This window comes from Catellatospora sp. KI3 (genome assembly GCF_029948125.1).
In the GTDB taxonomy this organism is placed as follows: domain Bacteria; phylum Actinomycetota; class Actinomycetes; order Mycobacteriales; family Micromonosporaceae; genus Catellatospora.
Map to the genome: position 1 here is coordinate 767,903 of NZ_JASAMB010000001.1, position 23,837 is coordinate 791,739.

Consider the following 23,837-nt stretch of genomic DNA (forward strand, 5'->3'; position numbering starts at 1 on the left):
CTAGCCTATCCGGGCGCCGTGGACGGGGCCGTGCGCGAGCTGCACCCCGCGGCACAGGCCCGACTCGGTCAGCGCGGCGGCCACGTCGGCGCCGTGCGCGTCGTCACGGGCCAGGAACACGCAGGTGGGGCCGCTGCCGGAGACCAGGCTGGCCAGGGCGCCGGCCTTGTCGCCGACCGCGAGGGTCTCGGCCAGCTGCGGGCGCAGCGAGATCGCGGCGGCCTGCAGGTCGTTGCCGAGCGCCTCGGCGAGCACCGCCGGGTCGCGCTGGCGCAGCGCGCTGAGCAGCTCGTCGCTGCTGCCCAGCGGGGCGGGGGCGCGGCCCTCGGCCCGGAGCCGGTCGAGTTCGCCGTACACCTTGGGGGTGGACAGGCCGCCGTCGGCGAAGGCGACGACCCAGCTCCAGCGGTTGGCGCGGGCCAGCACCGGGCTGACGGCCTCGCCGCGGCCGGTGCCCAGGGCGGTGCCGCCGTACAGCAGGAACGGGATGTCGGAGCCGAGCGTGGCGGCGATGCGGGCCAGCTCGTCGCGGCCCAGGTTGGTGCCCCAGAGCGTGTCGAGGGCGACGAGGGTGGCGGCCGCGTCGGCGGAGCCGCCCGCCAGACCGCCCGCGAGCGGGATCTGCTTGCGCAGGTGCAGCCGGGCCTGGGCGGGGACCTTGGCGGTGGCGGCCAGGGCGTTGGCGGCCCTGATGACGAGGTTGGAGTCGTCCAGGGCCAGCTCGCCGACGCCGAGGCCCTGCATGGTGAGGGTGAGGGTGTCGCCGGGGCGGGCGGTGATCTCGTCGTACAGGGAGATGGCGTGGTAGACGGTGTGCAGTTCGTGGTAGCCGTCGGGGCGGGCGGGGCCTACGCCGAGGTGGAGGTTGATCTTCGCCGGGACGCGTACGCGCACCGGACCTGACGGCACCGCGGCCAGGTCATCGTCGTCGCCGTCGCCCAGCGTCCACGCCTCAGTCACGCGCCCAGCCTACTGGCCCCCGGTTCAGCCCTTCGCGGCGGCGAGGGCGGCGAAGGCGTGTACGTCGAGCTGCTCGCCCCGGGTCTGCGGGTCGATCCCGGCCGCCCGCAGCAGCTCCTCGGCCGCCGGGGCGCTGCCGGCCCACCCGGCCAGCGCCGCCCGCAGCGTCTTGCGCCGCTGCGCGAACGCCGCGTCGACCACCGCGAACACCTTCTCCCGGGCCACATCGTCGCGCGGGGGTTCCCGCCGGGTGAACCCGACCAGCCCCGAGTCCACGTTCGGCACCGGCCAGAACACCGCCGGGGGCACCTTCCCCGCCTGCTTGGACGAGGCGTACCAGGCGAGTTTCACCGACGGTACGCCGTAGATCTTGCTGCCGGGGCCGGCGGTGAGCCGGTCGGCGACCTCCTTCTGCACCATCACCAGCCCGTGCCGGACCTCCGGCAGCTCGGCCAGCAGGTGCAGCACCACCGGCACGGCCACGTTGTACGGCAGGTTCGCCACCAGGGCCGTGGGCGCCGGGTCGAACTCGGCGGCGGTGACCCGCATCGCGTCGCCACTGTGGACGGTGAGCCGGCCGACCAGCCCGGGGGCGCGCTCGGCGGCGGTGACCGCCAGGGCGGCCGCCAGCGGCGGGTCGATCTCGACGGCGTGCACGTGCGCGGCGGCGGGCAGCAGGCCCAGCGTCAGCGAGCCGAGCCCCGGCCCGACCTCGACGACCACGTCGGCCGGGTCGAGGTCGGCGGCGGCGACGATGCGCCGGATCGTGTTCGGGTCGTGCAGGAAGTTCTGCCCGAACTTCTTGGTCGGCGCGACTCCGAGCCGCGCCGCCAGCTCCCGGATCTCCGCCGGGCCGAGCAGTCTTGCCTGTTCAACGGTCACGGGTAAAGGCTATCGGCGCACCGTCATGGGCAGTCCCCCGGCCGGGCGGATGGTGGCCTGGCCCTGCAGCCGCAGGGTGTGCCCGGCGGGCAGCTCCAGCCGGACCCGGGGCAGCAGCGTGGCCAGCACCAGCGCGATCTCGGCCTCGGCGAAGCGGTTGCCGACGCACAGGCGCGGCCCGTCCCCGAAGGGCAGGTACGCCTCGCGGCCCGGCTGGGCCCCGTCGGCGAACCGCTCGGGGCGGAACTCGTGCGGCTCGGGCCAGTAGTCGGGGTCCAGGTGCACCACGTACGGGCTGAAGAACAGGATGTCGCCGGGCTTGACCGGGTAGCCGCCGAGCTCGGTCGGCGCGACCGGGCTGCGGTCCAGCAGGAACACCGGCGCCCAGCGCCGCAGCACCTCCTTGACCACCTGGTCGAGGTACGGCAGCCGCCCCAGGTCGGCCATGGTCGGTTCGCGGCCGCCGAGCACCTCGGCCAGCTCGGCGCGCAGCCGGTCGGCGATCTCCGGGTGCCGGGCCAGCTCGTAGCAGGCCCAGGTGAGCGCGGTGGCGCTGGTCTCGTGCCCGGCGAAGAACATGGTCAGCAGCTCGTCGCGGATCTCGGCGTCGGTGAGCTGCGGGCCTCCTTCGGCGTCCTTGGCGTTGATCAGCATGGAGAGCAGGTCGGCGCCGTCGGCGCCGGACTCGCGGCGGCGCCGGATCAGGTCGTACGCGATGGCGTCCACACGGGCGACGCTGGCCCTGCGCCAGCGGTGGACCCTCGTCGGCAGCCAGGTCGGCAGGATGCCGAAGGACAGCAGGTACGCGTTGAGCGAGTCGACGAAGTCGTGCACGGCCGCGAAGACCTGGTCGCCGTCGTCGTCCACGGTGAACAGCGACGCCCCGACGATGCGCAGGGTCAGCTGCGTCATCTCCTCGACCACGTCGACGCGGGCACCCTCGCGCCAGCCGTCGACCAGCCGCCGGGTCTCGGCCGTCATGATCTCGCCGTAGCGGGCGATGCGCCGGGTGTGCAGGGTCGGCAGCATGATGCGGCGATGGCGGCGGTGCTCGGCGCCCTCGCGGGTGAGCAGCCCGTCGCCGACGTGCCCCTGCAGCAGCCGGGTGGTGCGCCACGACTTGGCGAAGTCCTGCGGGCGCTCGACCAGCATCTCGTGCACCAGCCGCGGATCGGCGACCAGGATCATCGACATCGGACCCATGCGCAGGCGGCTGAGGCCGCCGAGCTGGCGGGCGGTGCGGTCGAGGAAGCCGGGCATGTCCCGGTTCATCTCCAGCAGGTGGCCCAGCAGCGGCAGCCCCGGCGGCGACGGGATCGTGGCGGCGGTCACCTCCGCAGGTTAGACGACATCGATCTCCAGGCACCAGCACCGGGCACGATGATCGATACCACGATGCCCCGCCCGCCGTTCGGGCAGCGGGTGACCGCCTACCGGCCCGTTGACCAGCAGTGTCGGACTGCCTACGGTCAGCGCACTTGATTCACGTCTTCATTCATGTATGGAAAGGACAGCCGTGAGCTGGTACCTGAAGGTGCTGCAGAACTACGTGACGTTCTCCGGGCGGGCCCGCCGCAAGGAGTACTGGATGTTCTTCCTGATCAATGTGATCATCGTGGGCGTCCTGTTCGCCCTGGCCGGCTCCACCGAGGTCCAGGCCTTCTACTACCTGTACCTGCTGTACATCCTGGGCACCGCTCTGCCGTCCCTGGCGGTGGTGGTGCGGCGACTGCACGACATCGGCAAGTCGGGCTGGTGGGTCTTCATCACCCTCATCCCGATCATCGGCAGCTTCTGGCTGCTGATCCTCATGGTCACCGAGGGCCAGGGCGACAACCAGTACGGCCCGAGCCCGAAGGCGCTGACCGCCTGATCCGGACCGGCGGGTGCGGCGTCTGGCCGCACCCGCCGGGCTTCACCACGGGCCGAAGGCCCGCTCGCCGTTGGCGGAGATCGCCTCGCACATCTCGAGCAGCGGCACACCCCTGGCCTCGGCCAGCGCCCGCACGGTCAGCGGGATCAAATAGGACGCGTTGGGGCGGCCCCGGTGCGGCATCGGCGTCAGGTAGGGCGCGTCGGTCTCGACCAGGATCTGCCCGATCGGCGCGAGCGCGGCCGCTTCGCGCAGGTGCGGCGCGTTCTTGAAGGTGACCGTACCCGCGAAAGACAGCACATAGCCGCGGCGGCAGCACTCGGCGGCGAACGCGGCGTCGCCGGAGAAGCAGTGCAGCACCACGGTCTCGGGCGCCCCCTCGTCGTCGAGCACCCGCAGGATGTCGGCGTGGGCGTCGCGGTCGTGGATGACCAGCGCCTTGCCGACCCGCTTGGCCAGCGCGATGTGGGCGCGGAAGCTGCGCTCCTGCGCGGCCAGCCCGTTCTCGTCGGTACGGAAGAAGTCCAGCCCCGTCTCGCCGATGCCCCGCACCCGGGGATCCTCGGCCAGCTCCTCGATCGACTTGAGCGCACCGTCCAGATCGGATAGTCTCGGCGCCTCGTTGGGGTGCAGGGCGACCGTGGCCACTACTGCGCGCTGCGTGTTGGCCAGCTCCACGCCCCACCTCGACGAGGCCACATCCACGCCGACCTGCACCAGCCGGTCCACGCCCACGGCGTTGGCGGCGGCGATCTGCCCGACCGGGTCGTCCCCGTCGGCGGAGACGATGTCCAGGTGGGTGTGGCTGTCCAGCACCGGATACGGCAGCGGCTCCGGAGCGGGCGGGCGGGCCTCCTGAGGTGAGCCCTCCCTGGTCCGGGCTCTGGCTCGGGCGGTGCGGTCGGCGGTGGTCATGTTTCCATGATCTCACCGGCTGCGGCGGCGTTCTCCCGACACCTCAACAGCCCGCGTTCAGACCGCGTTCACCTCCCCCTCACCGGTCCGCACTAGCGTCGGGCTTCGTGACGATCCTCAATGACATGGGCCAGCCTGCCGTCATGGTGGACGGACGCGCTTACTCGGCCGAACCGGTCGCCGGAGGCGCCGCCTACGAGCTGTTCAGCGAGCACCCCGAGCCCGGTTTCCTGCGGATCGAGGCACCGGCCAGGTGGCCGTTCCACCGGTTCGTGCCGACCGCGGAGGTCGCCGGCGCCGGTCCCGCGGCGATGCCGGAGAGCCAGCTCTGCGCGCCCCTGTCGCGCAGCCTCAGCTGGGAGCGGGTGCACTGGCTGAGCCAGCGGCCGCCGCGCGACCGGCACTCCGCCGACGTGGTCGCCTCGGTGCGCGCCACCGCGGTCATCCGGCAGGGCACCCGCATGGTCATGCCGCTGACCGCGAGCAGTGTCACCGACCTGCTGCGGGGGCGGCTGCCGCACGGCTTCTGCTACCGCGAGTGGGACGTGGCGCACCTGCGTACGCCCGCCGAGCTGGCAGTGCTGGGCGGGGAGGCCTCCGAGGACGTCACCTACCTGCTGCGCTGGCGGGCGATCGACGCCGCCGACTTCCGGCCCGCCACCGGCGACGCCGTGTCGGGGCTGGTCGCGATGCCGCCGCACGACCGGGTCGGCGCGGCGGTGCTGGGCACCGGCTTCGCCCCGAGCAGCACCGAGCTGATCCCCGAGTGGGTCACCGCCGACTTCGCCGACCTGCCGCTGCCCGCGCACGCGGCGCTGGTCGCGTACGCGCCCGACGGCACCGAGGTGGTGCTCTACACGTTCCAGCCCGAGCAGCGGGGCTGGCTGCGCCTGGTCGGTCCGCAGTGGCGGCGGCTGCTCCAACCGCTGCGCGAGATCAGCGCCGATCAGGAGTACCTGCCGATCCCGCGCGACCAGGCCGTGTTCAGCCGCCTGGTGGGCACGTTCCGGGGGGACGAGTACGAGGCCGTCGCCGACCCGCCGGAGGAGTTCCGGGTGCTGGCGATGAGCCGGGCGGCCCGCTACCCGGTGGAGACGCTGCGCCGCCGTACCCGCTATGCCCGCTGGCGCGGCGCGGCCGTGACCGTGCTGTCGGCCGACGCCAACTGGGTGCGGGTGCGCCTGTGCCAGCCGGACCCGGCGAACGTGACCGTGCTCGGCGCCCAGTGCAACCGCCGGGGGATATACGAGGCGTGGGCGCCGGCGACCGAGGTCACCGACGCCCACGACGCGGAAGTGCGCTACTTCTAGCTCTCCAGCCGGGCCAGCTCCTCGTCCACGATGGACGGGTCCAGCTTGCGGAAGACCGGCGTCGGCGCGCTCAGCGGCGTGCCCGGCGTCAGCGTCCGCGGCTCCCATTTCGTGCCGACGGTGTAGTCGCCGGTCAGGATCGGGTAGTCCGGACCGCCGTCGAGATCGGACACCTCCTCGATGCGCGGCATGGGCGCGTGCACGCCCTCGCCGCCGAGCAGCTCGTGGATCTTCTGCGCCGAGTGCGGCAGGTACGGCGTGAGCAGCGTGTTGCAGTCGACCACGGCCTGCAGCGCGGTGTGCAGGATGGTGGCCAGGCGCGGCCGCTCGTCCTCGCCCTTGAGCTTCCACGGCGACTGGTCGGACAGGTACTTGTTGACCTCGCCGACGATCCGCATCGCCTCGTTGATGGCGGCCTTCTGCTTGTGCTGCTCGATCAGCCCGCCGACGGAGTCGAACCCGGCCCGCACGGCCGCTAGCAGCTCCCGGTCGGCGTCGGTCAGCTCGCCCGGGGTCGGCACGCCGCCGAAGTTCTTGGCCGCCATCGACACGGTGCGGTTGACCAGGTTGCCCCAGCCCGCGACCAGCTCGTCGTTGTTTCGGCGCAGGAACTCCGACCAGGTGAAGTCGGTGTCGGTGGTCTCCGGCCCGGCCACCGCGATGAAGTACCGCAGCGCGTCGGCGTCGTAGCGCGCCAGGAAGTCGCGCACGTAGATGACGATGCGGCGCGAGGAGGAGAACTTCCTGCCCTCCATGGTCAGGTACTCGCTGGAGACGACCTCGGTGGGCAGGTTCAGCTCGCCCAGCTCGCCGGGCTTGCCGCCCTTGTCGCCCCGGCCGCTGTAGCCCAGCAGCATCGACGGCCAGATCAGCGAGTGGAAGACGATGTTGTCCTTGCCCATGAAGTAGTACGCCCGGGACTCCGGCGTCTGCCACCACTGCCGCCACGCCTGCGGGTCGCCGGTCCGGCGGGCCCACTCGATCGAGGCGGACAGGTAGCCGATGACCGCGTCGAACCAGACGTAGAAGCGCTTGGTGTCCCAGCCCTCCTGCGGGATCGGCACACCCCACTCGAGGTCGCGGGTGATCGGCCGGGGCCGCAGGTCGTCGACCAGGTTGCGGGAGAACTTGAGCACGTTCGGCCGCCAGCCCTCGCGGCTGTCGAGCCAGGTGCCCAGCGCCTCGGCGAACGCCGACAGGTCCAGGAAGTAGTGCTCGGTGTCGATGAACTGCGGCGTCTCGCCGTTGATCTTCGACTTGGGGTTGATCAGGTCGATCGGGTCCAGCTGGTGGCCGCAGTTGTCGCACTGGTCGCCGCGGGCGCTGGTGTAGCCGCAGTGCGGGCAGGTGCCCTCGATGTACCGGTCGGGCAGGCCCCGGCCGGTCGACGGCGACACGGCCGCCTGGGTGGTCTTGGCGATGACGTAGCCGTTGGCGTGGAGCGCGGTGAACAGCTCCTGCACCACCGCGTAGTGGTTGCCGGTGGTGGTACGCGTGAACAGGTCGTAGGCCAGGCCCAGCCCGTGCAGATCCTCGACGATCATGCGGTTGTACTTGTCCACCGCCTCGCGCGGCGTGATGCCCTCGGCGTCGGCCTGCACCTGGATCGGCGTGCCGTGCTCGTCGGTGCCGGACACCATGAGCACGTCGTGGCCGGCCATCCGCATGTACCGACTGAAGACGTCGGAGGGCACCCCGAATCCGGAGACATGACCGATGTGGCGCGGGCCGTTGGCATAGGGCCAGGCGACCGCGGCGAGAACGTGACTCATGGGAAAACAGCGTAGTGAAGCCCGTGCCCGGTCTGCGAACCGGTTACGACCTCCGGCGACACGCGCCGCAAATCCCCTCGTCAGCGGGCCGATTAGGGTGAAATCACCATCTATGAGGGATAACGTCGAGAAAGTCGACATCGGCCTTGCCGAACCGGTCCCGTGGGTCGCGCCCGACCCCGACCCGTCCCCGTTCGAGCTGACCCCCTCGTGGCTGGGCGAGCCGTCCCAGCCGCTGCGCCTGACCCCGCAGCCGGCCACCCCGGTCCCGGACCCCGAGCAGGCGTACTGGCAGCGCCCGACCCGGGCCGTCCCGCCCGCCCACGGCGCGCCTGACACCGAACCGCTCCAGGGCCCGGTCGAGCTCGACGGCACCGGCCCGCGGACCCCGGCCGGTCCGCCCATCGGGCCCATCAGGCCCGTCGGGCCGAGCATCGCCGTCGAGCACGTCGGACGCCGCCGCGCGCCCGAAGCAGTCGCCGCGCCGGAGCCGCCGCCACCGCCGCCGGAGGCGCTCGCGCCGACCGAGGCGTTCACCATGCCGATGCAGGAGGTGCCGCGCGACGGGTGGCTCGACCCGCGGCTGCACGGTGCCCGCCCGGGCTGGACCGAGCCGCCGCCCCGGCGCGAGGTGCGGGCGCCGAAGCCGCCGCGCCGGCTGGGGGTGGCCCTGCCGCTGCTGATCCTGCTCGCGCTGCTCGGCGGCTTCTTCAGCTGGGTCAGCGCCGAGCCGATGTGGCTGTCGCTGGGCCACGGCCGGACCGGCACGCTGACCATCACCGCCTGCTCCGGCCAGGGGATGCGGGAGAGCTGCGTGGGCGAGTTCAGCTCGGCCGCCTTCACCGCCGCCGACGTCGACGTGTACGGCCCGCCCGGTCAGGCCGAGGGCCTGAGCGCACCGGCGCGCATGGTCGGACCGCACAGCACCCGCGCGTACGTCGCCAACGGCACCGGCGGCCTGTACCTGCGCTGGGTGGTCGGGCTGGTGGCGGTGCTGCTCTGCTCGGTGGGGATCGTGTTCGCGACCGGGGCGCTGCGCCTGCCCGAGCGCCGGGAGCGACTGGCCGCCGTCGGGCTCAGCTTCGCCGGCCCGCTCCTGGTGACCATCGGCTTCCTCGCCGCCGCCTTCTGACCAACCCCACCCGGCCCCGGCGGCACCACCCGCCGCGCTTGGCATCGACGCTGGCCTATCCAGTGGACACGGATCGGAAATCCGTGCTCTGGATAGGCCAGCGTCAATGCCAGGTGGAGTCGCCCGCCGGTTCAGCGCAGGTTGTAGACCTCGCGCTTGGGCAGGCCGTGGGCGGCGGCCACGGCCGCGGCGGCGTCGCGCCGGGACAGGCCCTCGCCGACCCTGATCGCCACCTCGGCGAGCAGCTCCTCGTCGCTGGGCCGCCGCGCCGGGGCCGGATCCGCCCCGGCCACCACCAGCGTGATCTCGCCGCGCAGCTCGTCGACCTCGGCCAGCTCGGCCAGGGTGGCCCGGCGGACCTCCTCGTACGTCTTGGTCAGCTCCCGGCACAGCGCCGCCCGCCGCCCGCCGCCGAACGCGGCCACCAGATCGGCCAGCGTCTCCGCGATCCGGTGCGTGGACTCGAAGAAGACGAGCGTGCGCGGCTCGGTGGCCAGCTCGGCCAGCCGGGCGCGGCGGTCGCCGCCCTTGCGCGGCAGGAACCCCTCGAAGCAGAACCGGTCGCACGGCAGCCCCGACAGCGCCAGCGCGGTGGTGACCGCGCTCGGCCCCGGCGCGCACGTCACCGGCAGCCCGGCCGCCAGCGCCGCGGCGACCAGGCGGTAGCCCGGGTCGCTGACGCTGGGCATGCCGCCGTCGGTCACCAGCGCCACCCGCTGCCCGTCGACCATCGCCGCGACCAGGTCGGGCGTGCGCCGCTCCTCGTTGCCCTCGAAATACGAGACGATCTTCCCGGGTACGGTCACCTCCAGGTCCCGGGCCAGTCGCAGCAGCCGCCGGGTGTCCTCGGCGGCGACGATGTCGGCCTCAGCCAGCGCCTGGCGCAGCCGCTGCGAGGCGTCGCCCGGGTTGCCCAACGGGGCGCCGCACAGCACCAGACCCGTGACCTGCGTCATCTGTCCCACCTTCGCGAATTCCGCCGATATCAACCCGTGAACGGGGTGAGCCGTTTCCGAGCTTTTCAGCCTACGATCCATGGCGTGACCCAGACGGCGACGGCGCCCCAGCAGGCGTCCACACCATCGGCGCAGCCCCAGCACGTGGTGGCGGCGATCCGGCGTCGGCTCGTGCCCATCGACCAGCGCCTGGATCCATACGCGTGGCTCGCCGCGATCGCGATCACCGTCATCGCGTTCGCCTTGCGGCTGTACCACCTGGCCTCTCCGCCGGGGAAGATCTTCGACGAGACCTACTACGCCACCGACGGCCACTGGCTGTGGGAGAAGGGCTTCGAGTGGGACGCGAACAACAACTCCGCCGGTTACGTGGTGCACCCCCCGCTGGGCAAGTGGATCATCGGGCTGGGTGAGCACCTGCCCGGCTTCGGCTACGACGAGGCGGGCTGGCGCATCAGCGCGGCGATCTTCGGCACCGTCTCGGTGCTCATGGTCATCCGGATCGCGCAGCGGCTGTTCGCCTCGACGGTGCTCGCCTGCGCCGCCGGCATCCTGATGACCTTCGACGGCATGCACTTCGTGCTCTCGCGCACCGCCCTGCTGGACATCTTCCTGATGTTCTTCATCCTGGCCGCGTTCGGCGCGATCGTGCTCGACCGCGACGCCCGGCGCAGGCGCTGGCTGCGGTTCATCGAGGACGGCGGCGACCCGGCCGGGCGCGGCCGCGACAGCCGCCCCGCGTTCACCGTGCCGTGGTGGCGCCTGATCGCCGCGGTGCTGCTGGGCTGCGCGCTGGCGGTCAAGTGGAGCGCGCTCGCGTTCATCCCGGTGTTCGTGCTGCTCATCATGTGGTGGGAGGTCGGCGTACGCCGCACCGCCGGCGTGCGGCACCCGATCCGCGACGCCTTCCTCGACGAGATCCTGTGGATCCCCGCGTGCGCGGCGATCGCGTTCGCCGTATACCTGTCGACGTGGAGCGGCTGGCTGCTCACCGACGGCGGCTACTACCGCCACTGGCTGCGCGACACGGGCCAGAGCGAGCCGGCGTTCATCGGGGCGCTGCAGAACCTGTGGCACTACCACCAGGAGGCGTACGGCTTCCACAAGACCCTCACCGCCGAGCACACGTACCAGTCGGCCAGCCACTGGGCGCCGATCCAGTGGCTGCTGCTGGGCCGCCCGGTCGCGTTCTACTGGTCCGGCGACCCGCTCTGCGGCGCCAGCCAGTGCGCCCGCGAGGTCCTGCTGCTCGGTACGCCGCTGCTGTGGTGGGCGTTCCTGCCCGCCCTGATCGCCGCGGTCTGGTTCGGCTTCGCCCGCCGCGACTGGCGGGCCGGGGCGATCCTGGCCATGTGCGCGGCCGCCCTGGTGCCGTGGTTCTTCTTCCCCGGCCGGACGATGTTCTTCTTCTACGCCGCCCCGGCCGAGCCGTTCCTCATCCTCGCGCTGGTGTTCGTGCTCGGGTGCGCGATCAACTCGCCGCCGGGCGTGCCGCAGAACGAGAACCGGCAGCTGGTCGGGTCGATCTTCGCGGGCATGTTCGTGCTGCTGGTGGTGCTGAACTTCGCGTACTTCTACCCGATCTTCGCGGGCGACTCGATCCCGTACGCCGACTGGAGCAGGCGCATGTTCCTCGGCAACCTCTGGATCTGACCGCAACGGTCGACGGGGCCGGGCGAGCAGGGGCGACCCGCTCGCCCGGCCCCGTCCGCATCCCGGTCCGCCGACGAGTCAGGGTTCGCACCTGGGCAGACGCTCGCGAGGAGGCATCTTCTCGTGCGATCCTGCCGACGTGCACGAACCTGCCACACTCTCCGCCATGACCGAGGAACGACGCCGACCCCCGGCCCTTCGCAGACTCGCCCAGCAGGTGGGGTCGGTCGCGGCCGACCAGCCGGTCGCCTGGCTCCGGGCCTGGCAGGCCGTCGTCTTCGTCACCGCCCTCATGCTGCTGTGGTGGCTGCTGCTGCGCCTGATCGGACTGGGTTCGACCGGCTCCGACTTCTGGCGCGACCTCGGCACCGCCCCGCTGGTCTCCGGCACGATAGTGATGATCATGTGGGCCCGGGGACGGGCCCGCCACCGCGTTCCCGCCGCGATAGCCGGCCTGGGCACCCTGTTCAGTGCGGATATCGTCGCCCATGCGATCGTCGGTCGGGATCACTTCGGCCCCGAATGGCTGGCCATCACCCTCGGCATCGCCCTGGCCGGCTGCTACCTGTTCGCCGCGATCACCCACCTGCCCCCGCGCTCGACACCGGGTGCTCCCGTCACGGACTGACGCCGGACCGCAGCCTCGGACGCAGCGACTCCACCCACCTGCTCGGTCGGCCGTCGAAGTGGTCGCGCAGGCGGTCCTCCACGTGTTCCGGACTCCAGACGGCTGCCCGCTCGAGGTCCCAGCATTCCTCGGCTGTGGCCGACCGCTTGCTGAAGACCGACGGCGCGCAGGACCTGGCGACCACGGTCAGGGGGCCGCCGGTGACGTCCTGCTGAAACTTCACGTCGAACCGCAGCTGCTCGCGCTCCAGCAAGGGCACCGTGTCGAGCAGCGTCCAGCGGCCGTTGCGCTGGAAGCAGCGGTTCGAGACCCACACGGTGAAGGCGACCGGCTTGTCCACCAGCTCCAGGAGGCCGATGGGCTGCTGCGTGGTCTCGACGTGGTCATAGAACTCGGCGTCCACTGACCAGAGCTGCCGACCGTACGCGAAGCGGCCATCGCCCAGCGGAACGCGCACCACCCGTCCAGGCGCCCGATTCGGTCGAGCCTTGCGGATCACTCGCTGATCAGGCGGCGGCTGCTGCACGGCATCGATCGTCCCAGACCTGCTGCCGCGACGGAACCGCGGCCGAGCCCGGACGTGCGCATCCGCCCCGACGAACCGATCAAGCAGGTGCCAGGACTGATGATCGCTGGCTGCTGTCATCACGTCGGCTTGTGTCCAGCCTTCCGACCGGACACCGCGATCTTCGCGGATACGCCAGCCAAGGTCGCTACTTGTGGTCGAAGCGGCGTGTACAGCGTGGAACTCTCGGAGGCACACGTCCAGCGGCGGGCGGAAGGCGGCGAAACGACAACGGCCGCCTTCCGGTGGGAAGGCGGCCGTGCTTTCGGGTGGAGACGAGGGGATTCGAACCCCTGACCCCCTCGATGCGAACGAGGTGCGCTACCGGGCTGCGCCACGTCCCCGAAGGTCGTCCGGTTGAACGGACCGGCCAAGGTTAGCAGGTCTGACGGACGCGCGCTAATCGCACCCCGCCGTGTCGGGCGTCACGCACCGACCCTTCAGCCACCCGAGTGATCACCACCTGCGGTCACAACCCGGTTCGCACCCGGCACCTTCGGACCGAAGACGACGATCTCCCTCGCAGAGATCGCCGTCTTCGGTCGAATACTGCCCCGCGAGGCCACACTTCGACCTCAAGTAGCGATCATGACCGCGCGAGCGCCGCGAGCGCCCCGCAGCGGACGCGGCGCCGCAGAGCGCGTCCGGGCACGAGCGGGTCGGACACAGAGCCGCCCGGGAACGCGGCAGGGCCGAGACGCCGGAGGGTCGAGGCGCGGGAGGGTCGAGGGCGCGGGAGGGTCAGGCGGCGGGGCCGGCGTGGTACGGGCGGCCGCGGACACCCGCGCGGCGGCCGTACGAGATGGTGGCGACCCGGGGTGCCGGGATCGCCGCCGCCTCCTCCGCGGCCAGCGAGTCGGCCCGCGCCTGGAGTTCGGCCAGCGCCTCCTGGGCCCGCAGCAGCTCCTCCTGGAGCAGCCGGGCGGCTTCGCGGCGGGCTTCGGCGCGGCGGTGCTGGGCCAGGCGCACCTGGGCCTGCTGCTCGGCCAGCCAGGCGGCCTGGCGCTCCTCGGCGCGGCGGCGCCGGGCCGAGCGCAGCGCCTGTCCGCGCAGGTGGGCGACGTAGAGCAGCAGCAGCGAACCGGTGACCGCGAGGCTGATCAGGAACCCGGGCCCGACCAGGGCCACCCCGGCGAGCTGCACGAGGTTGAGCAGGACCAGCCCGGCCAGCAGGCGGCGGCGCCGGTACACGGCGGGCCGGTGGCGGCGCCTTGGGGCCCGGCGCTTGGCCCGCTCGCCCGCGCTGACCAGGCGCAGCGGATTGCGCCGCTTACCGGGGGCGGAGGCGGGCGGCGCGGAGGCGGGCGGGGCCGAGACGGGCATGGCGGTCAGCGCGCGCGGCGGGTTGACCGGGCGTCGGCCCGGGACAGTACGACGGCGGCGCCGGCGCGACAGCACCCGCGCGGTCGAGATCGCCCGCTCCGCCACCAGCCGCTCGGTGGCGTCGTACCGGCGCACCAGCGCCGGGGCGAGGGCGAGCAGGCCCGCAGCGGCGAGGACGGCGAGGAGCACCGAGGTCGGCACCCTCACCCCTCCCGTCACCTGGTTACGGCGTCCTCATATCGGCCGCCGTAAGACTTCTAGTGAGGCGAGCGTACGGGTGTGATCACATGATTGCGCAACGCCACACCGGTCGAAGGTGAGGGCAGATCAGCCGTGGCGCCGCCGCCAGCGGGCCAGCAGCCCTCCTTCGGCGACGACGTCCTCCCAGGTCAGCGCGTATCCGATGTGATCGCGCCAGGCGCCGTCGATGTACATGTAGTGCGGGTGGTAGCCCTCTTCGCGGAAGCCGAGCTTCTCGACCACCCGGCGGCTGGGCTTGTTCTCGGGGCGGATGTTGACCTCCACCCGGTGCAGCCGCCCGGGGCCGAACGCGTGGTCGACGACGAGCGCGACGGCGGTCGGCATGATGCCGCGCCCGGCCACCCGCGAGTCGATCCAGTAGCCGCAGTACGCCGAGGAGAAGGCGCGGCGCACGATGCTGCCGAGGTTGATGTGCCCGACCAGGCGCTCGCGGCCCCGGTCGCGCAGGCAGATCGCGAACGGCATCGACTCGCCCTCCTTGGCGGCGCGCCGCATGGCCCGGCGGATCAGCCGGAAGGCCGTCGGGGAGTTCAGCTCGGCCCAGCTCGCCGGCGGGGTCGCCTCCCACTGCCGCAGCCAGGTCTCGTTGTAGGACCGCACCTCGACCCAGTCGCGCAGGTCCGACCGCTTGTACGGGCGCAGCACCACATCGCCCTCCACCAGGACGGCCGGAAAACCGATGTTCATCGGCGTCGGTCCAGCAGCAGCACGTCCACCGTGGACCCCGCCGCCGCTGTCGTCACCCGTTCGCCGAGAACCAGCAGTCCGTTCGCCTCCGCCATACCCGCCAGCGTACGGGGGCCGCCCGGCAGCGGCTGCACCGTGTAGCCGCCGCCGCGGCGCTCGGCCACCAGCGCGGGGCGGAACTCGCGCAGCCCGCCCGGGGAGGAGACGGTCTCCAGCAGGTGGCCGCGCACCGACGGGCGGAAGACGGGTTCGGCCCCGGCGAGCACCTGGATCACGGGCCGGGCCAGCACCTCGAAGCCGATCAGCGCCGCGCCCGGCTCGCCGGGCAGGCACACGATCGGGACCTCCTCGGCGGTGCCGACGGTGCCGAAGCCCAGGGTGCCGCAGGGGTACAGCGAGACGTCGGTGAAGGTGACCATCCCGGCGCGGCTGCCGTCGCGGCGGGACAGGATGCGCCGCACCATGTCGCCGGGGCCGGTGCCCGAGCCGCCGGTGGTGATGATCAGGTCGGCGCGCAGGGTCTGGTCCTCCAGCAGCGCGCGCAGCGCCTCCGGGTCGTCGTCGCAGATCCCGACGCGGTACGCGTGGGCGCCCGCCTCGGCGGTGGCCGCGGTGAGCGCGTGCGAGTTGACGTCGACGACCTGGCCGGGCTGCGACAGCCGCCCCGCCTCGACCAGCTCGTCGCCGGTGGACACGATCACGACCCGCGGGCTGGGCCGCACCACGACGTGGCCGATGCCGCTGGCGGCCAGCGCCCCGACCAGGGCCGGGGTGACGATGGTGCCCGCGCGGGCCAGCACCGCCCCCTCGGCCACGATCTCACCGACCCGCCGTACGCCGAAGCCGCGCTTGACCGCCCGGTGCACCTCGACGGCGGCCATACCCTCGTCGGTCCAGCGCACCGGCACGACCACGTCGGCGGCCTGCGGCAGCGCGGCGCCGGCGGCGACGGAGAAGCACGCCCCCGGCGTGAGCCGGGCCGGGCGCCAGCTGGAGGCGGCCAGGTCGCCGACGACGTTGAGCCGGGCCGGACGGCCGGGCCCGGCCGCCGCGACGTCCTCGGACCGGGCCGCGTAGCCGTCGATCGCGGCGTGGTCGAAGGCCGGGTACGGGTGCGTGGCCACCACGTTGTCGGCCAGCACGTTGCCGTGCGCCTGGGTCAGGTCCAGATCCAGCGCCGGCAACGCCCGCAACCTGCGCAGCACGCTGCCCAGGTAGTCGGCGAGAGGCGTCAGCTCGCCCTCAGGAACCGGGTCGAGGTGGTCCGGACTGGACCTGACCGTGGCGGTCATGTCAGGCAGCCCCCGCGGGACCGTCCAGCTCGGCGACGAAGGCCTTCAGCCACTCCTTGAAGGCCGGGCCGAGGTCGGTCCGCTGGCTGGCCAGCTGTACGACAGCCTGCAGGTACCCCAGCGGCATGCCGGTGTCGTAGCGCACGCCCCGGTAGACGATGCCGTGCACCGGAGTGCCCTCGGTCAGCAGCAGCGCCATCGCGTCGGTCAGCTGGATCTCGCCGCCGCTGCCGGGCTTGGTGCGCTTGATCGCCTCGAAGATGGTGCCGGGCAGCACGTACCGGCCGACCACGGCGAGATTGCTCGGGGCCTGGTCCCGGGCGGGCTTCTCGACCAGCCCGGTCACCCGGACCACGTTGTCGACGTCGGCCAGGTCCGGCTCCGCCGACTCGACCGAGGCGATGCCGTACCGGTTGACCTCGTCGTCGGGCACCTCGATGAAGGCGAGCACGATGCCGCCGGTGCGCGCCTGCAGGTCGAGCATCTGCGGCAGCAGCGGGTCGTCCTCGGCGGTGAACTCGTCGCCGAGCAGCACCGCGAACGGCGCGTCGCCGACGTGAGACTCGGCATAGGACACGGCGTGCCCCAGGCCCAGCGGCTCGCCCTGGCGGCAGGTGTAGATCTCGGCCAGCTCGGAGGTGCCGCGTACGGCGGCCAGGCGCTCCATGTCGCCCTTGGCCTCCAGCCGCGCCTCCAGGTAGGGCTGGCGGTCGAAGTGGTCGACCATGCTCGTCTTGCCCCGGCCGGTGATCAGCAGTACGTCGTTGATCCCCGACCGTGACGCCTCTTCCACGATGTACTGCAGCACGGGCCGGTCCACGACCGGCAGCAGCTCCTTGGGCACCGCCTTGGTGGCGGGCAGGAACCGCGTGGCCAGGCCCGCGGCGGGAATGACCGCCTTGGTGGCCCGCGGTCCGCGGACGTTGGCTTGCGCCTTGGGGGTGTGCTCAGACATGTCGCGAGACTAACGGCCCCGAGCCTGCCTGGGGGCTTGTGGGCTGCTCGACGCGCCGCCGGATGGGCAGAGCACGCTGCCGACCACGGCGACCTGGAACGTGTCGCGCCCGGCCGCCTTGGCCGCGTACAGGGCGTCGTCGGCGGACTGGAGCACCGTGGCGCCGTTCTGGCCGTGGTCGGGCAGCACCGCCAGACCGATGGAGACGGTCACGTTGACGAACAGGTCCTCCACCCCGTCGCGGGAGGGCACCACGATCGGTTCCCGGCGGACGGCCTCGCACAGCCGCTCGGCCACGGCGATGCCGCCGACCTCGTCGGTCTCCGGCAGCAGGATCACGAACTCCTCGCCGCCGTGCCGGAACGCCACGTCGACCTCGCGGATCTCGTACCGGATGCGCTGGGCGAACTCGGCGAGCACCGCGTCCCCGGCGGCGTGGCCGTAGCTGTCGTTGATCTCCTTGAACCGGTCGAGGTCCAGCGCCAGCACGCACAGGCGGCGGCCGAAGCGGGCGGCCCGCTCGGACTCGCGGCGCAGCGAGTCGCGCAGCGAGCGGTAGTTGAACAGGCCGGTCAGCGGGTCGGTGACGGACAGGCGCTGGGCCTCCTCGTGCACCCGTACGTTGTCGACCGCCACCGCGGCCTGCCCGGCGAAGGTGCGCAGGGTGACCAGGTCGGCGTCGTCGAACTCGTCGCGCCCCACCCGGTCGTAGAGCGCCAGCACCCCGCGCGCCCCGGGCATCGTCCCCGGCGGCAGGTAGTTGTCCACCAGGCTCGGCGCCGAGAACGGCACCACCATGTACGTACGGCAGTCCGGCTCGCCGGTGTCCAGGCGCGGGCCGTCGCGCTCCACCCGGCCGATGCGCGGCACCCCCGTGGCGGCCACGGAGCCGGTCAGGCCGGTGCCGTACGGCACCCGCAGCGTCCCGCGCTCGCCGCTGGTCCAGGACTCGTCCAGCCCTTCGCAGCACTGCCCCACCAGCGCCCCGGTGGCCGGGTCGGCCAGCAGCACCACGCCCGCCGAGGCACCGGTGGCGTGCCGGGCCGTCTGCAGGATCACCCGCAGGATCCGGTCGAGGTCGTGCGTGCCGGCCAGCGTGTCGCCGAGCACGCCCAGGTGCCCGCGCAGCTGGTCCCGGCTGGCCGTCAGCGCCGCCACGTAGGTCTGCAGCTCGCGGGTCATGTGGTTGAACGCGATGGCCAGGCGGCCCAGTTCGTCGTCGCCGCGTACCGGCACCCGCGCTTCGAGGTCGCCCCCCGCGACCCGGTCCGCGGCCGCCGCCAGCTCGACCACCGGGCTGGTCGCCGTACGGGCCAGCCACCAGGCGACGGTCACGGCCATCACGGTGGTCAGCAGCACCACGCCGACGAGCAGCACGTACATGCCGGTCGGCGGGCGGGCGGGCAGCGAGACCGCCAGCGGCAGCGGCTCCCCCGCCACCGGCCCGAGCCGGGTCACCAGGTGGCCGTTGGGGGCGGTGCCGACGGCCCCGTCGCCCAGCGCCCGCGCCAGCTCCGTCACGGCGGCCACGTCGGCCCCGCCGACGGTCGTGTGCACGGCGGCGGCGGTGCCGCCGTCGGTCTGCTGCGGCGCCGGGTCCAGCGCGACGTCCAGCCCCTCGTCGGCGGCGTCCGCGTCGTCGGCGGTGGCGGCGTCCGGCGCGTCCGCGGTGCCACCGGCCTGCCCGGCTGTCGCGTCCGCCGCCCCGTCCGGCTGCGGCGTGGTTCCGTCGGGCCCGGTCAGCGGACCGGCGCCGGCCGGCAGCCCGTCGAACGTCTCGCCGCCCGGCTGCGCGGCCACGCCCTGATCGCCTTCGCCCTGTGTCCTGTCGCCCGGGGTCCCGTCGCTCTGGGCGCCGTCAGCCTGGAGAGCGCCGTCGGGGGTGGCATCCTGCGGGTCGGCGCCGGTGGGCGCGTCCGGGGCGGTCTGGGCCTCGGCCTCGGCGGCGACGTCCTCGGCCGCGGGAACGGTGGGGGCGTCGACCGGGACCGTCGTCTCCGTCCGGGTGGCGGCGGGCTGGCCGCCGGTCCCGGGCAGCAGGGTCAGCTGCGCGCCGCTGGCCTGGGCCAGGCGCTGGATCAGGTCGGCGTCGACGGTGACCGCGGCGGCGACGGTGCCGCCGTTCTTGCCGGGCAGCGGCACTCGCGCCGACAGGGCCTCGTAGCCGGCGACGAGGTCGGGGTGGACCTGCGGGTCGGGTCCGGCGCAGTCGGCCCACGGCGGCGGCGGGGCCTGCCGGGTGGTGTCGCCGCTGGTCCCGCCGTCGAGGTGGACGCCCGCGGCCAGCCCGGTGCCGACCAGGTGCTCGGCGACGGCCATGCGCCGGTCGGCCGGGGCGGCGGCGACGGCCTCGGCGACGGCGCGGAGCTGGCCGCACAGGGAGCCCACGGCGGTGCGCACGGCGCCCGAGGCGACCGACAGCCGCTCGTCGGCCCGCTCGTGCGAGACGGTGCTGACGGTCGTGCCGACGAAGAAGGCGCCGAGCAGGACGGGGCTGAGGACCACGGCCAGGAAGGCGGTGGTGAGCCGTGCGCGCAGTGTCACACTTCCCCCTTGAAGTCATCCCAGTCAACGCCGGACGCCGCCAGCGGGATGCGACGCTTGCGGGTATATGAGGGTTTTATGGACATAACAGACGCTGCCCTGACGCCCGAGCCGGACGAGCAGACCACCGCCAAGCAGGCGGTACGCCGCAGCGTCCTGGCGGCCCGGCGGGCGCTGTCACCCGCCGCGGTGGAGACCGCCGCAGCGGGGGTACGGGCACGGCTGGGCGACCTGCTCGCCGGACGCCGAGGGCTCACCGTGTGCGCGTACGTGCCCATCGGTCGCGAACCCGGCGGCCCGGACCTGCCGGAGCGGCTGGCCGCGCCGCCCGGCGTGGCCCGGCTGCTGCTGCCGGTGCTCCTGCCCGACCTGGATCTGGACTGGACGGCGTACACCGGCCCCGCCTCGCTGACGGCGACGCCCCGGGGCCTGCGCGAGCCCACCGGGCCCCTGCTGGGGTGCGCCGCGATCGCGGCGGCGGACCTGGTACTGGTGCCAGCGGTGGCGGTGGACCGCGACGGGGTGCGGCTGGGGCGGGGCGGCGGCAGCTACGACCGGGCGCTGGTCCGAGTGACCCTCGACACACCCGTCGTGGCCCTGCTGTACGACGCCGAACTGCTCGACCGCCTGCCCGCGCAGGAGCACGACCAGCGCGTGCACGCGGCGCTCACGCCGACGCGGACCGCCTGGCTGCGCCCGGTGCCGGGCTGGTCCGGCCGGGACGTGTGATCGGCGACAGATACTTTGCGGCACACGACCGCGTCAGGCACTATTGGCACTCGGTACACCAGAGTGCCAGCAATGATCATGGAGGGGACCGTGCCCACCTACCAGTACGCCTGCACCGCGTGCGGCCACCAGCTGGAGGCCGTGCAGTCGTTCGCGGACGAGCCGCTGACGCAGTGCCCGACCTGCGAGGGCACCCTGCGCAAGCTGTTCTCCTCGGTCGGCGTGGTCTTCAAGGGCTCCGGCTTCTACCGGACCGACTCCCGCGGCGGATCGAGCGGCAGCCCGGCCTCCAGCAGCGGCAGCTCGTCCTCGGCCGGCTCCGCGTCCGGCTCGTCGAGCAGCGGTTCGTCGACCCCGGCCGCCGCGACGTCCTCGTCGAGCAGCGGCTCCACCAGCTCCGCCGCCTGACCGGCCCGCCGGCGGCCCGAGGCGCGAACGCACTTTATGTCCGATTTCGGGCTATAGTACGGCCGTGCCTGAACACCCGTGCCCGGCCCGCTGATCAGTCCCAATGCGGCGGACGATCCTCCCGCAGCCGGTCGTCGTTGCTCCACGACCGCTCACCCCAGCCCCGGTCGGTGTCGTCGCGCGTCTGCTCCGGCAGCACCGCGACCTCGTCGTCGAGCTCCACGATGCGGTCGTCGTCACGGCTGCCGTTGAAGGCGTCAGTGCTCACCTGAGCAGCGTAGAGGCGCCGCGGCGCAGCCGCCTGCCGGGGCACCTCGGCGAGGTGCCGTGAGCGGCGACGACTACTGGCGGCGCCCCGAGCCCGGGGACGCGGCCGCGGGGGCCGAGTCCACGCCGAGCGGCTACCCGGGGCCGCCCCGGACCGGACCGGCCGCGCCGGATCGGCAGCCCGCCTGGACGGCGCCGCACCAGCCGCCGCGCCGCCTGCCCGAACTGGACCACGACGAGCTCGACCGCGCGGAGCAGCGCGCCGACCGCTTCACGTACGCGGTGGCGCTGGCGGCGGGGGTGGTGCTGCTGATCGTGGCGTGCGCGCAGTGGCGCACCTAGCGGGTCAGATGTTCGCCCACACGATGCGGGCGCCGGTGTCGCCGGTCTTGAACACGTAGTAGCCGGTCGCACCCGCCACCAGCAGCGAGATCACGATGATGCCGTAGGTCAGGCTGCGCGAGCCCGGCGTGGCCGGCTTCTTGCCCGCGGCGGTGCAGATCAGCACCAGGAACAGCGACAGCACGCCGAGCGCGGTGCCGGTCCAGGCCGCCACGTCGCCGAACTTCGCGTGCGTGTCCACCTGGGAGATGATCTCCGGCGGGTAGTGCTTCGCGATCAGGGTGCTGAGCAGTTCCTCACCGCTCAGCTTGGCGAACCACAGCGCGACCGGCGCGGCGACCGCCAGCGCCACCACGCTCCAACCCAGGAACCGCCGCACCGACGGCACGAGCGAATAGACCACGACCGACAGCACCAGCAGCGGTCCGAAGACCACCGCCGCGTGCACGAGCAGCGGATGGGCCGGCAGGCCGAGCAGCTCCTTGAACACCGTGCCTCCTGGGTCGTGAAAGCCCTTCGGAATGGTTCCACGGTGAGCGTAGACCGGGTGTTGCCACTGAGGTAGGGGAGAAAATGGAAGTGTCCCCGGCCACCTAATTCCCGCCTTTTCTTGAGCTGGTCCAGGTTGACTGCTGAAATGGTTCTCATGTATGGCGAAAGAGAGCACCAGGCTCTGCTGCGCGCCCGGGGACTGCGGGTCACCCGGCCGCGCCTCGCCGTGCTCGACATCCTCAGCCAGGGCGGCCACCTCGAGGTCGACGAGATCACCCGCCAGGCGCGCGAGCGCCTCGACTCCGTCTCCACCCAGGCCGTGTACGACGTCCTCGGCGCGCTGGCCCGTGCCGGACTGGCCCGCCGGATCGAACCGGCCGGCTCCCCGGCCCGCTACGAGGCGCGCAGCGGGGACAACCACCACCACATCGTCTGCCGCGGCTGCGGGCTGATCGCCGACGTGGACTGCGCCACCGGGGCGGCCCCGTGCCTCGACCCGTCCAGCACACACGGCTTCGCCGTCGACGAGGCCGAGGTCACCTACTGGGGGCTGTGCCCGTCCTGCGCCCGGCTCGCCGCCGACGACTGAGCGGGCCGCGCCGGGTCCGGTCCGACCGCGCTCAGGCCTGCACCACGGGCTCGACCGCCGTCCACGGCTCCCGGGCGGGCACCTCCGCGCCCGCCGGGCACACCCGCCGGAAGTCGCACCAGCCGCACAGCCTGCTCGGCTGCGTCGGGAACGCCTCGTCCGGCGCCGTGCCGCCCGCCATCGCCCGCTCGGCCGCCACGATGTCGCGCGCGGTCGCCTCGGCCCGCGCCACGTGCCGCCCCAGCGACTCATCGGTGTGCTCGTGCGCCACCACCGTGCCGGTCGGCAGATGGTGCAGCTCAACGGTGCGGCACGGCTTGCGGAACACCCGCGCGGCTGCGTACGCGTACAGCGCGAGCGCCAGCGACCCGCGGGCGTCGTCGGCGTCCAGGCCCGTCCGCCCGGTCTTGTAGTCGACGATCACCAGCTCGCCGCCGCGCTGGTCGATGCGGTCGGTGCGCCCGCTCAGCGCCAGCACCGACGTCTTCGCGGCCACGGTGCGCTCCACCGCCAGCGGCTCGAAGTCGGCGGGCAGCTCCGCCACGTACGACTCCAGCCAGCTCAGCGCCCGCTGGAACACCGCCCGCTCCTGCTCCTCATCGCGGTAGCCCTCCCGGACCCAGGTCGCGCGCAGCAACGTCGGCAGGGCGCCCGGCTGGCGGCGCTCCGGCGGCAGGTCCCACCAGTTCTTCAGCGCTGTGTGGACGCTGGCGCCCAGCGAGTTGTGCGCCCAGGCCGGACCCTTCTGCGGCGCGGGCCGGTCCAGGTAGGTGTAGCGGTAGCGGCGCGGGCAGTCCTCGTATGACGCCAGCTTGCTCGGGGTGCACACGAACAGGCGCTCAGGCATCAGGTCGAAGCCGAGCTGTTCGGGGATGTCCTGACCGCGGCGAGGGCTGGGCGTTCGGCTCACCTGGCAGATGTTGCCAAATCAGTGCGACACTGGCCAGGCGACCCGGCGGTCGCCCGTGCGACACCCGCCCGACCTGCAGAGAGGCTCAGCGTGGGATTGATCAAGTGGCTGCGCGGCGGTAGTGACACCGCCTCGACGGCGATGGTGTCGGCCGGCCTGGCCGAGATCGACGGACTGTTCCGCCCCACCAAGCACAAGCAGACTGAGCACGTCGAGGAGATGAAGCAGAAGCGCGTGGACGTCGCCAACGGCGCCGGCATCGACCTCGACCGCGGCATCGCCGTCATCCGCGCCACCACCCCGACCCCCAAACCCGCCACCTGACCCGCCCCCACCGCGCCTTGAATCGACACTGGCCTATCCAGAAGACACTTTTCCAAGATTCGTCCTCT

The 23,837-nt window shown here is 73.0% G+C and carries 25 protein-coding genes and 1 tRNA gene; 10 read left to right on the forward strand and 16 right to left on the reverse strand.

Annotation, left to right across the window (positions count from 1 at the left end):
- The 3 genes from QEZ54_RS03400 to QEZ54_RS03410 are packed head-to-tail and all read right to left on the reverse strand — an operon-like array spanning position 1 to position 3,174.
- Positions 1 to 942 (reverse strand): 4-(cytidine 5'-diphospho)-2-C-methyl-D-erythritol kinase, encoded by a 942-nt coding sequence (locus tag QEZ54_RS03400; protein WP_281303047.1) that lies wholly within the window; start codon positions 940 to 942, stop codon positions 1 to 3.
- Positions 943 to 984: 42 nt separating this feature from the next.
- Positions 985 to 1,842, reverse strand: coding sequence for a 16S rRNA (adenine(1518)-N(6)/adenine(1519)-N(6))-dimethyltransferase RsmA (gene rsmA, locus QEZ54_RS03405; RefSeq protein ID WP_281302932.1), 858 nt, complete (start codon positions 1,840 to 1,842; stop codon positions 985 to 987).
- Positions 1,843 to 1,851: 9 nt separating this feature from the next.
- Positions 1,852 to 3,174 (reverse strand): cytochrome P450, encoded by a 1,323-nt coding sequence (locus QEZ54_RS03410; RefSeq protein ID WP_281302933.1) that lies wholly within the window; start codon positions 3,172 to 3,174, stop codon positions 1,852 to 1,854.
- Positions 3,175 to 3,358: 184 nt separating this feature from the next.
- Here QEZ54_RS03410 and QEZ54_RS03415 point away from each other — a divergent pair, with 184 nt between their 5' ends.
- A complete protein-coding gene (locus QEZ54_RS03415; RefSeq protein WP_281302934.1) occupies positions 3,359 to 3,715 on the forward strand; it encodes a DUF805 domain-containing protein in 357 nt (118 codons plus the stop codon).
- A 42-nt stretch (positions 3,716 to 3,757) separates the two neighbouring features.
- On the opposite strand, the gene QEZ54_RS03420 is transcribed toward QEZ54_RS03415, so the two are convergent.
- The gene (locus QEZ54_RS03420; RefSeq protein WP_281302935.1) at positions 3,758 to 4,630 is read right to left on the reverse strand and encodes a TatD family hydrolase; all 873 of its coding nucleotides are present in this window, start codon (positions 4,628 to 4,630) and stop codon (positions 3,758 to 3,760) included.
- Between the two features lie 107 nt (positions 4,631 to 4,737).
- Between QEZ54_RS03420 and QEZ54_RS03425 the strand changes: the two genes are divergently transcribed.
- A complete protein-coding gene (locus tag QEZ54_RS03425) occupies positions 4,738 to 5,940 on the forward strand; it encodes a hypothetical protein (protein WP_281302936.1) in 1,203 nt (400 codons plus the stop codon).
- On the opposite strand, the gene metG is transcribed toward QEZ54_RS03425, so the two are convergent.
- Positions 5,937 to 7,712, reverse strand: coding sequence for a methionine--tRNA ligase (metG, locus tag QEZ54_RS03430; protein WP_281302937.1), 1,776 nt, complete (start codon positions 7,710 to 7,712; stop codon positions 5,937 to 5,939). The two genes, QEZ54_RS03425 and metG, sit on opposite strands and share 4 nt — an antisense overlap.
- Positions 7,713 to 7,824: 112 nt before the next feature.
- On the opposite strand from metG, the gene QEZ54_RS03435 reads away from it, so the two are divergent.
- A complete protein-coding gene (locus tag QEZ54_RS03435) occupies positions 7,825 to 8,844 on the forward strand; it encodes a hypothetical protein (protein ID WP_281302938.1) in 1,020 nt (339 codons plus the stop codon).
- A 131-nt stretch (positions 8,845 to 8,975) separates the two neighbouring features.
- On the opposite strand, the gene rsmI is transcribed toward QEZ54_RS03435, so the two are convergent.
- A complete protein-coding gene (gene rsmI, locus QEZ54_RS03440) occupies positions 8,976 to 9,800 on the reverse strand; it encodes a 16S rRNA (cytidine(1402)-2'-O)-methyltransferase (RefSeq protein WP_281302939.1) in 825 nt (274 codons plus the stop codon).
- 144 nt (positions 9,801 to 9,944) lie between these two features.
- Here rsmI and QEZ54_RS03445 point away from each other — a divergent pair, with 144 nt between their 5' ends.
- Together QEZ54_RS03445 and QEZ54_RS03450 are read left to right on the forward strand one after the other, a co-directional pair.
- Positions 9,945 to 11,453 (forward strand): phospholipid carrier-dependent glycosyltransferase, encoded by a 1,509-nt coding sequence (locus tag QEZ54_RS03445; protein WP_281303048.1) that lies wholly within the window; start codon positions 9,945 to 9,947, stop codon positions 11,451 to 11,453.
- A gap of 166 nt (positions 11,454 to 11,619) precedes the next feature.
- Positions 11,620 to 12,081, forward strand: coding sequence for a hypothetical protein (locus QEZ54_RS03450; protein WP_281302940.1), 462 nt, complete (start codon positions 11,620 to 11,622; stop codon positions 12,079 to 12,081).
- Here the strand turns inward: QEZ54_RS03450 and QEZ54_RS03455 are convergent.
- The 7 genes from QEZ54_RS03455 to QEZ54_RS03485 all read right to left on the reverse strand — a co-directional run bounded on the left by QEZ54_RS03455 (position 12,071) and on the right by QEZ54_RS03485 (position 19,708).
- Positions 12,071 to 12,538, reverse strand: coding sequence for an Imm26 family immunity protein (locus QEZ54_RS03455; RefSeq protein ID WP_281302941.1), 468 nt, complete (start codon positions 12,536 to 12,538; stop codon positions 12,071 to 12,073). The two genes, QEZ54_RS03450 and QEZ54_RS03455, sit on opposite strands and share 11 nt — an antisense overlap.
- Before the next feature lie 378 nt (positions 12,539 to 12,916).
- Positions 12,917 to 12,990: transfer RNA gene (locus QEZ54_RS03460), tRNA-Ala, on the reverse strand.
- Positions 12,991 to 13,387: 397 nt separating this feature from the next.
- A complete protein-coding gene (locus QEZ54_RS03465; RefSeq protein ID WP_281302942.1) occupies positions 13,388 to 14,176 on the reverse strand; it encodes a hypothetical protein in 789 nt (262 codons plus the stop codon).
- A gap of 120 nt (positions 14,177 to 14,296) precedes the next feature.
- Complete coding sequence (locus tag QEZ54_RS03470; RefSeq protein ID WP_281302943.1) at positions 14,297 to 14,917, reverse strand: GNAT family protein; 621 nt, start codon at positions 14,915 to 14,917, stop codon at positions 14,297 to 14,299.
- Positions 14,914 to 16,209, reverse strand: a complete 1,296-nt coding sequence (gene glp, locus QEZ54_RS03475; RefSeq protein ID WP_281302944.1) for a gephyrin-like molybdotransferase Glp — start codon at positions 16,207 to 16,209, stop codon at positions 14,914 to 14,916. The genes QEZ54_RS03470 and glp overlap by 4 nt, the downstream gene beginning before the upstream one ends.
- A 1-nt stretch (position 16,210) precedes the next feature.
- Positions 16,211 to 17,164, reverse strand: coding sequence for a UTP--glucose-1-phosphate uridylyltransferase (locus tag QEZ54_RS03480; protein WP_281302945.1), 954 nt, complete (start codon positions 17,162 to 17,164; stop codon positions 16,211 to 16,213).
- A 9-nt stretch (positions 17,165 to 17,173) separates the two neighbouring features.
- Positions 17,174 to 19,708, reverse strand: coding sequence for a diguanylate cyclase (locus tag QEZ54_RS03485; RefSeq protein WP_281302946.1), 2,535 nt, complete (start codon positions 19,706 to 19,708; stop codon positions 17,174 to 17,176).
- A gap of 78 nt (positions 19,709 to 19,786) precedes the next feature.
- On the opposite strand from QEZ54_RS03485, the gene QEZ54_RS03490 reads away from it, so the two are divergent.
- Together QEZ54_RS03490 and QEZ54_RS03495 are read left to right on the forward strand one after the other, a co-directional pair.
- Positions 19,787 to 20,437, forward strand: coding sequence for a 5-formyltetrahydrofolate cyclo-ligase (locus QEZ54_RS03490; protein ID WP_281302947.1), 651 nt, complete (start codon positions 19,787 to 19,789; stop codon positions 20,435 to 20,437).
- A 90-nt stretch (positions 20,438 to 20,527) separates the two neighbouring features.
- Entirely contained in the window at positions 20,528 to 20,845 is a 318-nt protein-coding gene (locus tag QEZ54_RS03495) for an FmdB family zinc ribbon protein (protein ID WP_348650508.1), read from the forward strand.
- A gap of 94 nt (positions 20,846 to 20,939) precedes the next feature.
- Here the strand turns inward: QEZ54_RS03495 and QEZ54_RS03500 are convergent, their stop codons facing one another.
- Positions 20,940 to 21,113: a hypothetical protein gene (locus QEZ54_RS03500; protein WP_281302949.1), complete on the reverse strand. Its 174-nt coding sequence runs from the start codon at positions 21,111 to 21,113 to the stop codon at positions 20,940 to 20,942.
- 59 nt (positions 21,114 to 21,172) lie between these two features.
- On the opposite strand from QEZ54_RS03500, the gene QEZ54_RS03505 reads away from it, so the two are divergent.
- Entirely contained in the window at positions 21,173 to 21,454 is a 282-nt protein-coding gene (locus tag QEZ54_RS03505; RefSeq protein WP_281302950.1) for a translation initiation factor 2, read from the forward strand.
- Positions 21,455 to 21,458: 4 nt separating this feature from the next.
- Here QEZ54_RS03505 and QEZ54_RS03510 read toward each other — a convergent pair whose 3' ends face one another.
- Positions 21,459 to 21,944, reverse strand: coding sequence for a hypothetical protein (locus QEZ54_RS03510; RefSeq protein WP_281302951.1), 486 nt, complete (start codon positions 21,942 to 21,944; stop codon positions 21,459 to 21,461).
- Positions 21,945 to 22,091: 147 nt separating this feature from the next.
- On the opposite strand from QEZ54_RS03510, the gene QEZ54_RS03515 reads away from it, so the two are divergent.
- Positions 22,092 to 22,535: a Fur family transcriptional regulator gene (locus tag QEZ54_RS03515; RefSeq protein ID WP_281302952.1), complete on the forward strand. Its 444-nt coding sequence runs from the start codon at positions 22,092 to 22,094 to the stop codon at positions 22,533 to 22,535.
- A gap of 31 nt (positions 22,536 to 22,566) precedes the next feature.
- On the opposite strand, the gene QEZ54_RS03520 is transcribed toward QEZ54_RS03515, so the two are convergent.
- Positions 22,567 to 23,382 (reverse strand): PD-(D/E)XK nuclease family protein, encoded by an 816-nt coding sequence (locus tag QEZ54_RS03520; protein WP_281303049.1) that lies wholly within the window; start codon positions 23,380 to 23,382, stop codon positions 22,567 to 22,569.
- A gap of 153 nt (positions 23,383 to 23,535) precedes the next feature.
- Between QEZ54_RS03520 and QEZ54_RS03525 the strand changes: the two genes are divergently transcribed.
- A complete protein-coding gene (locus QEZ54_RS03525) occupies positions 23,536 to 23,769 on the forward strand; it encodes a DUF6191 domain-containing protein (protein ID WP_281302953.1) in 234 nt (77 codons plus the stop codon).
- Positions 23,770 to 23,837 lie beyond the last annotated feature (68 nt).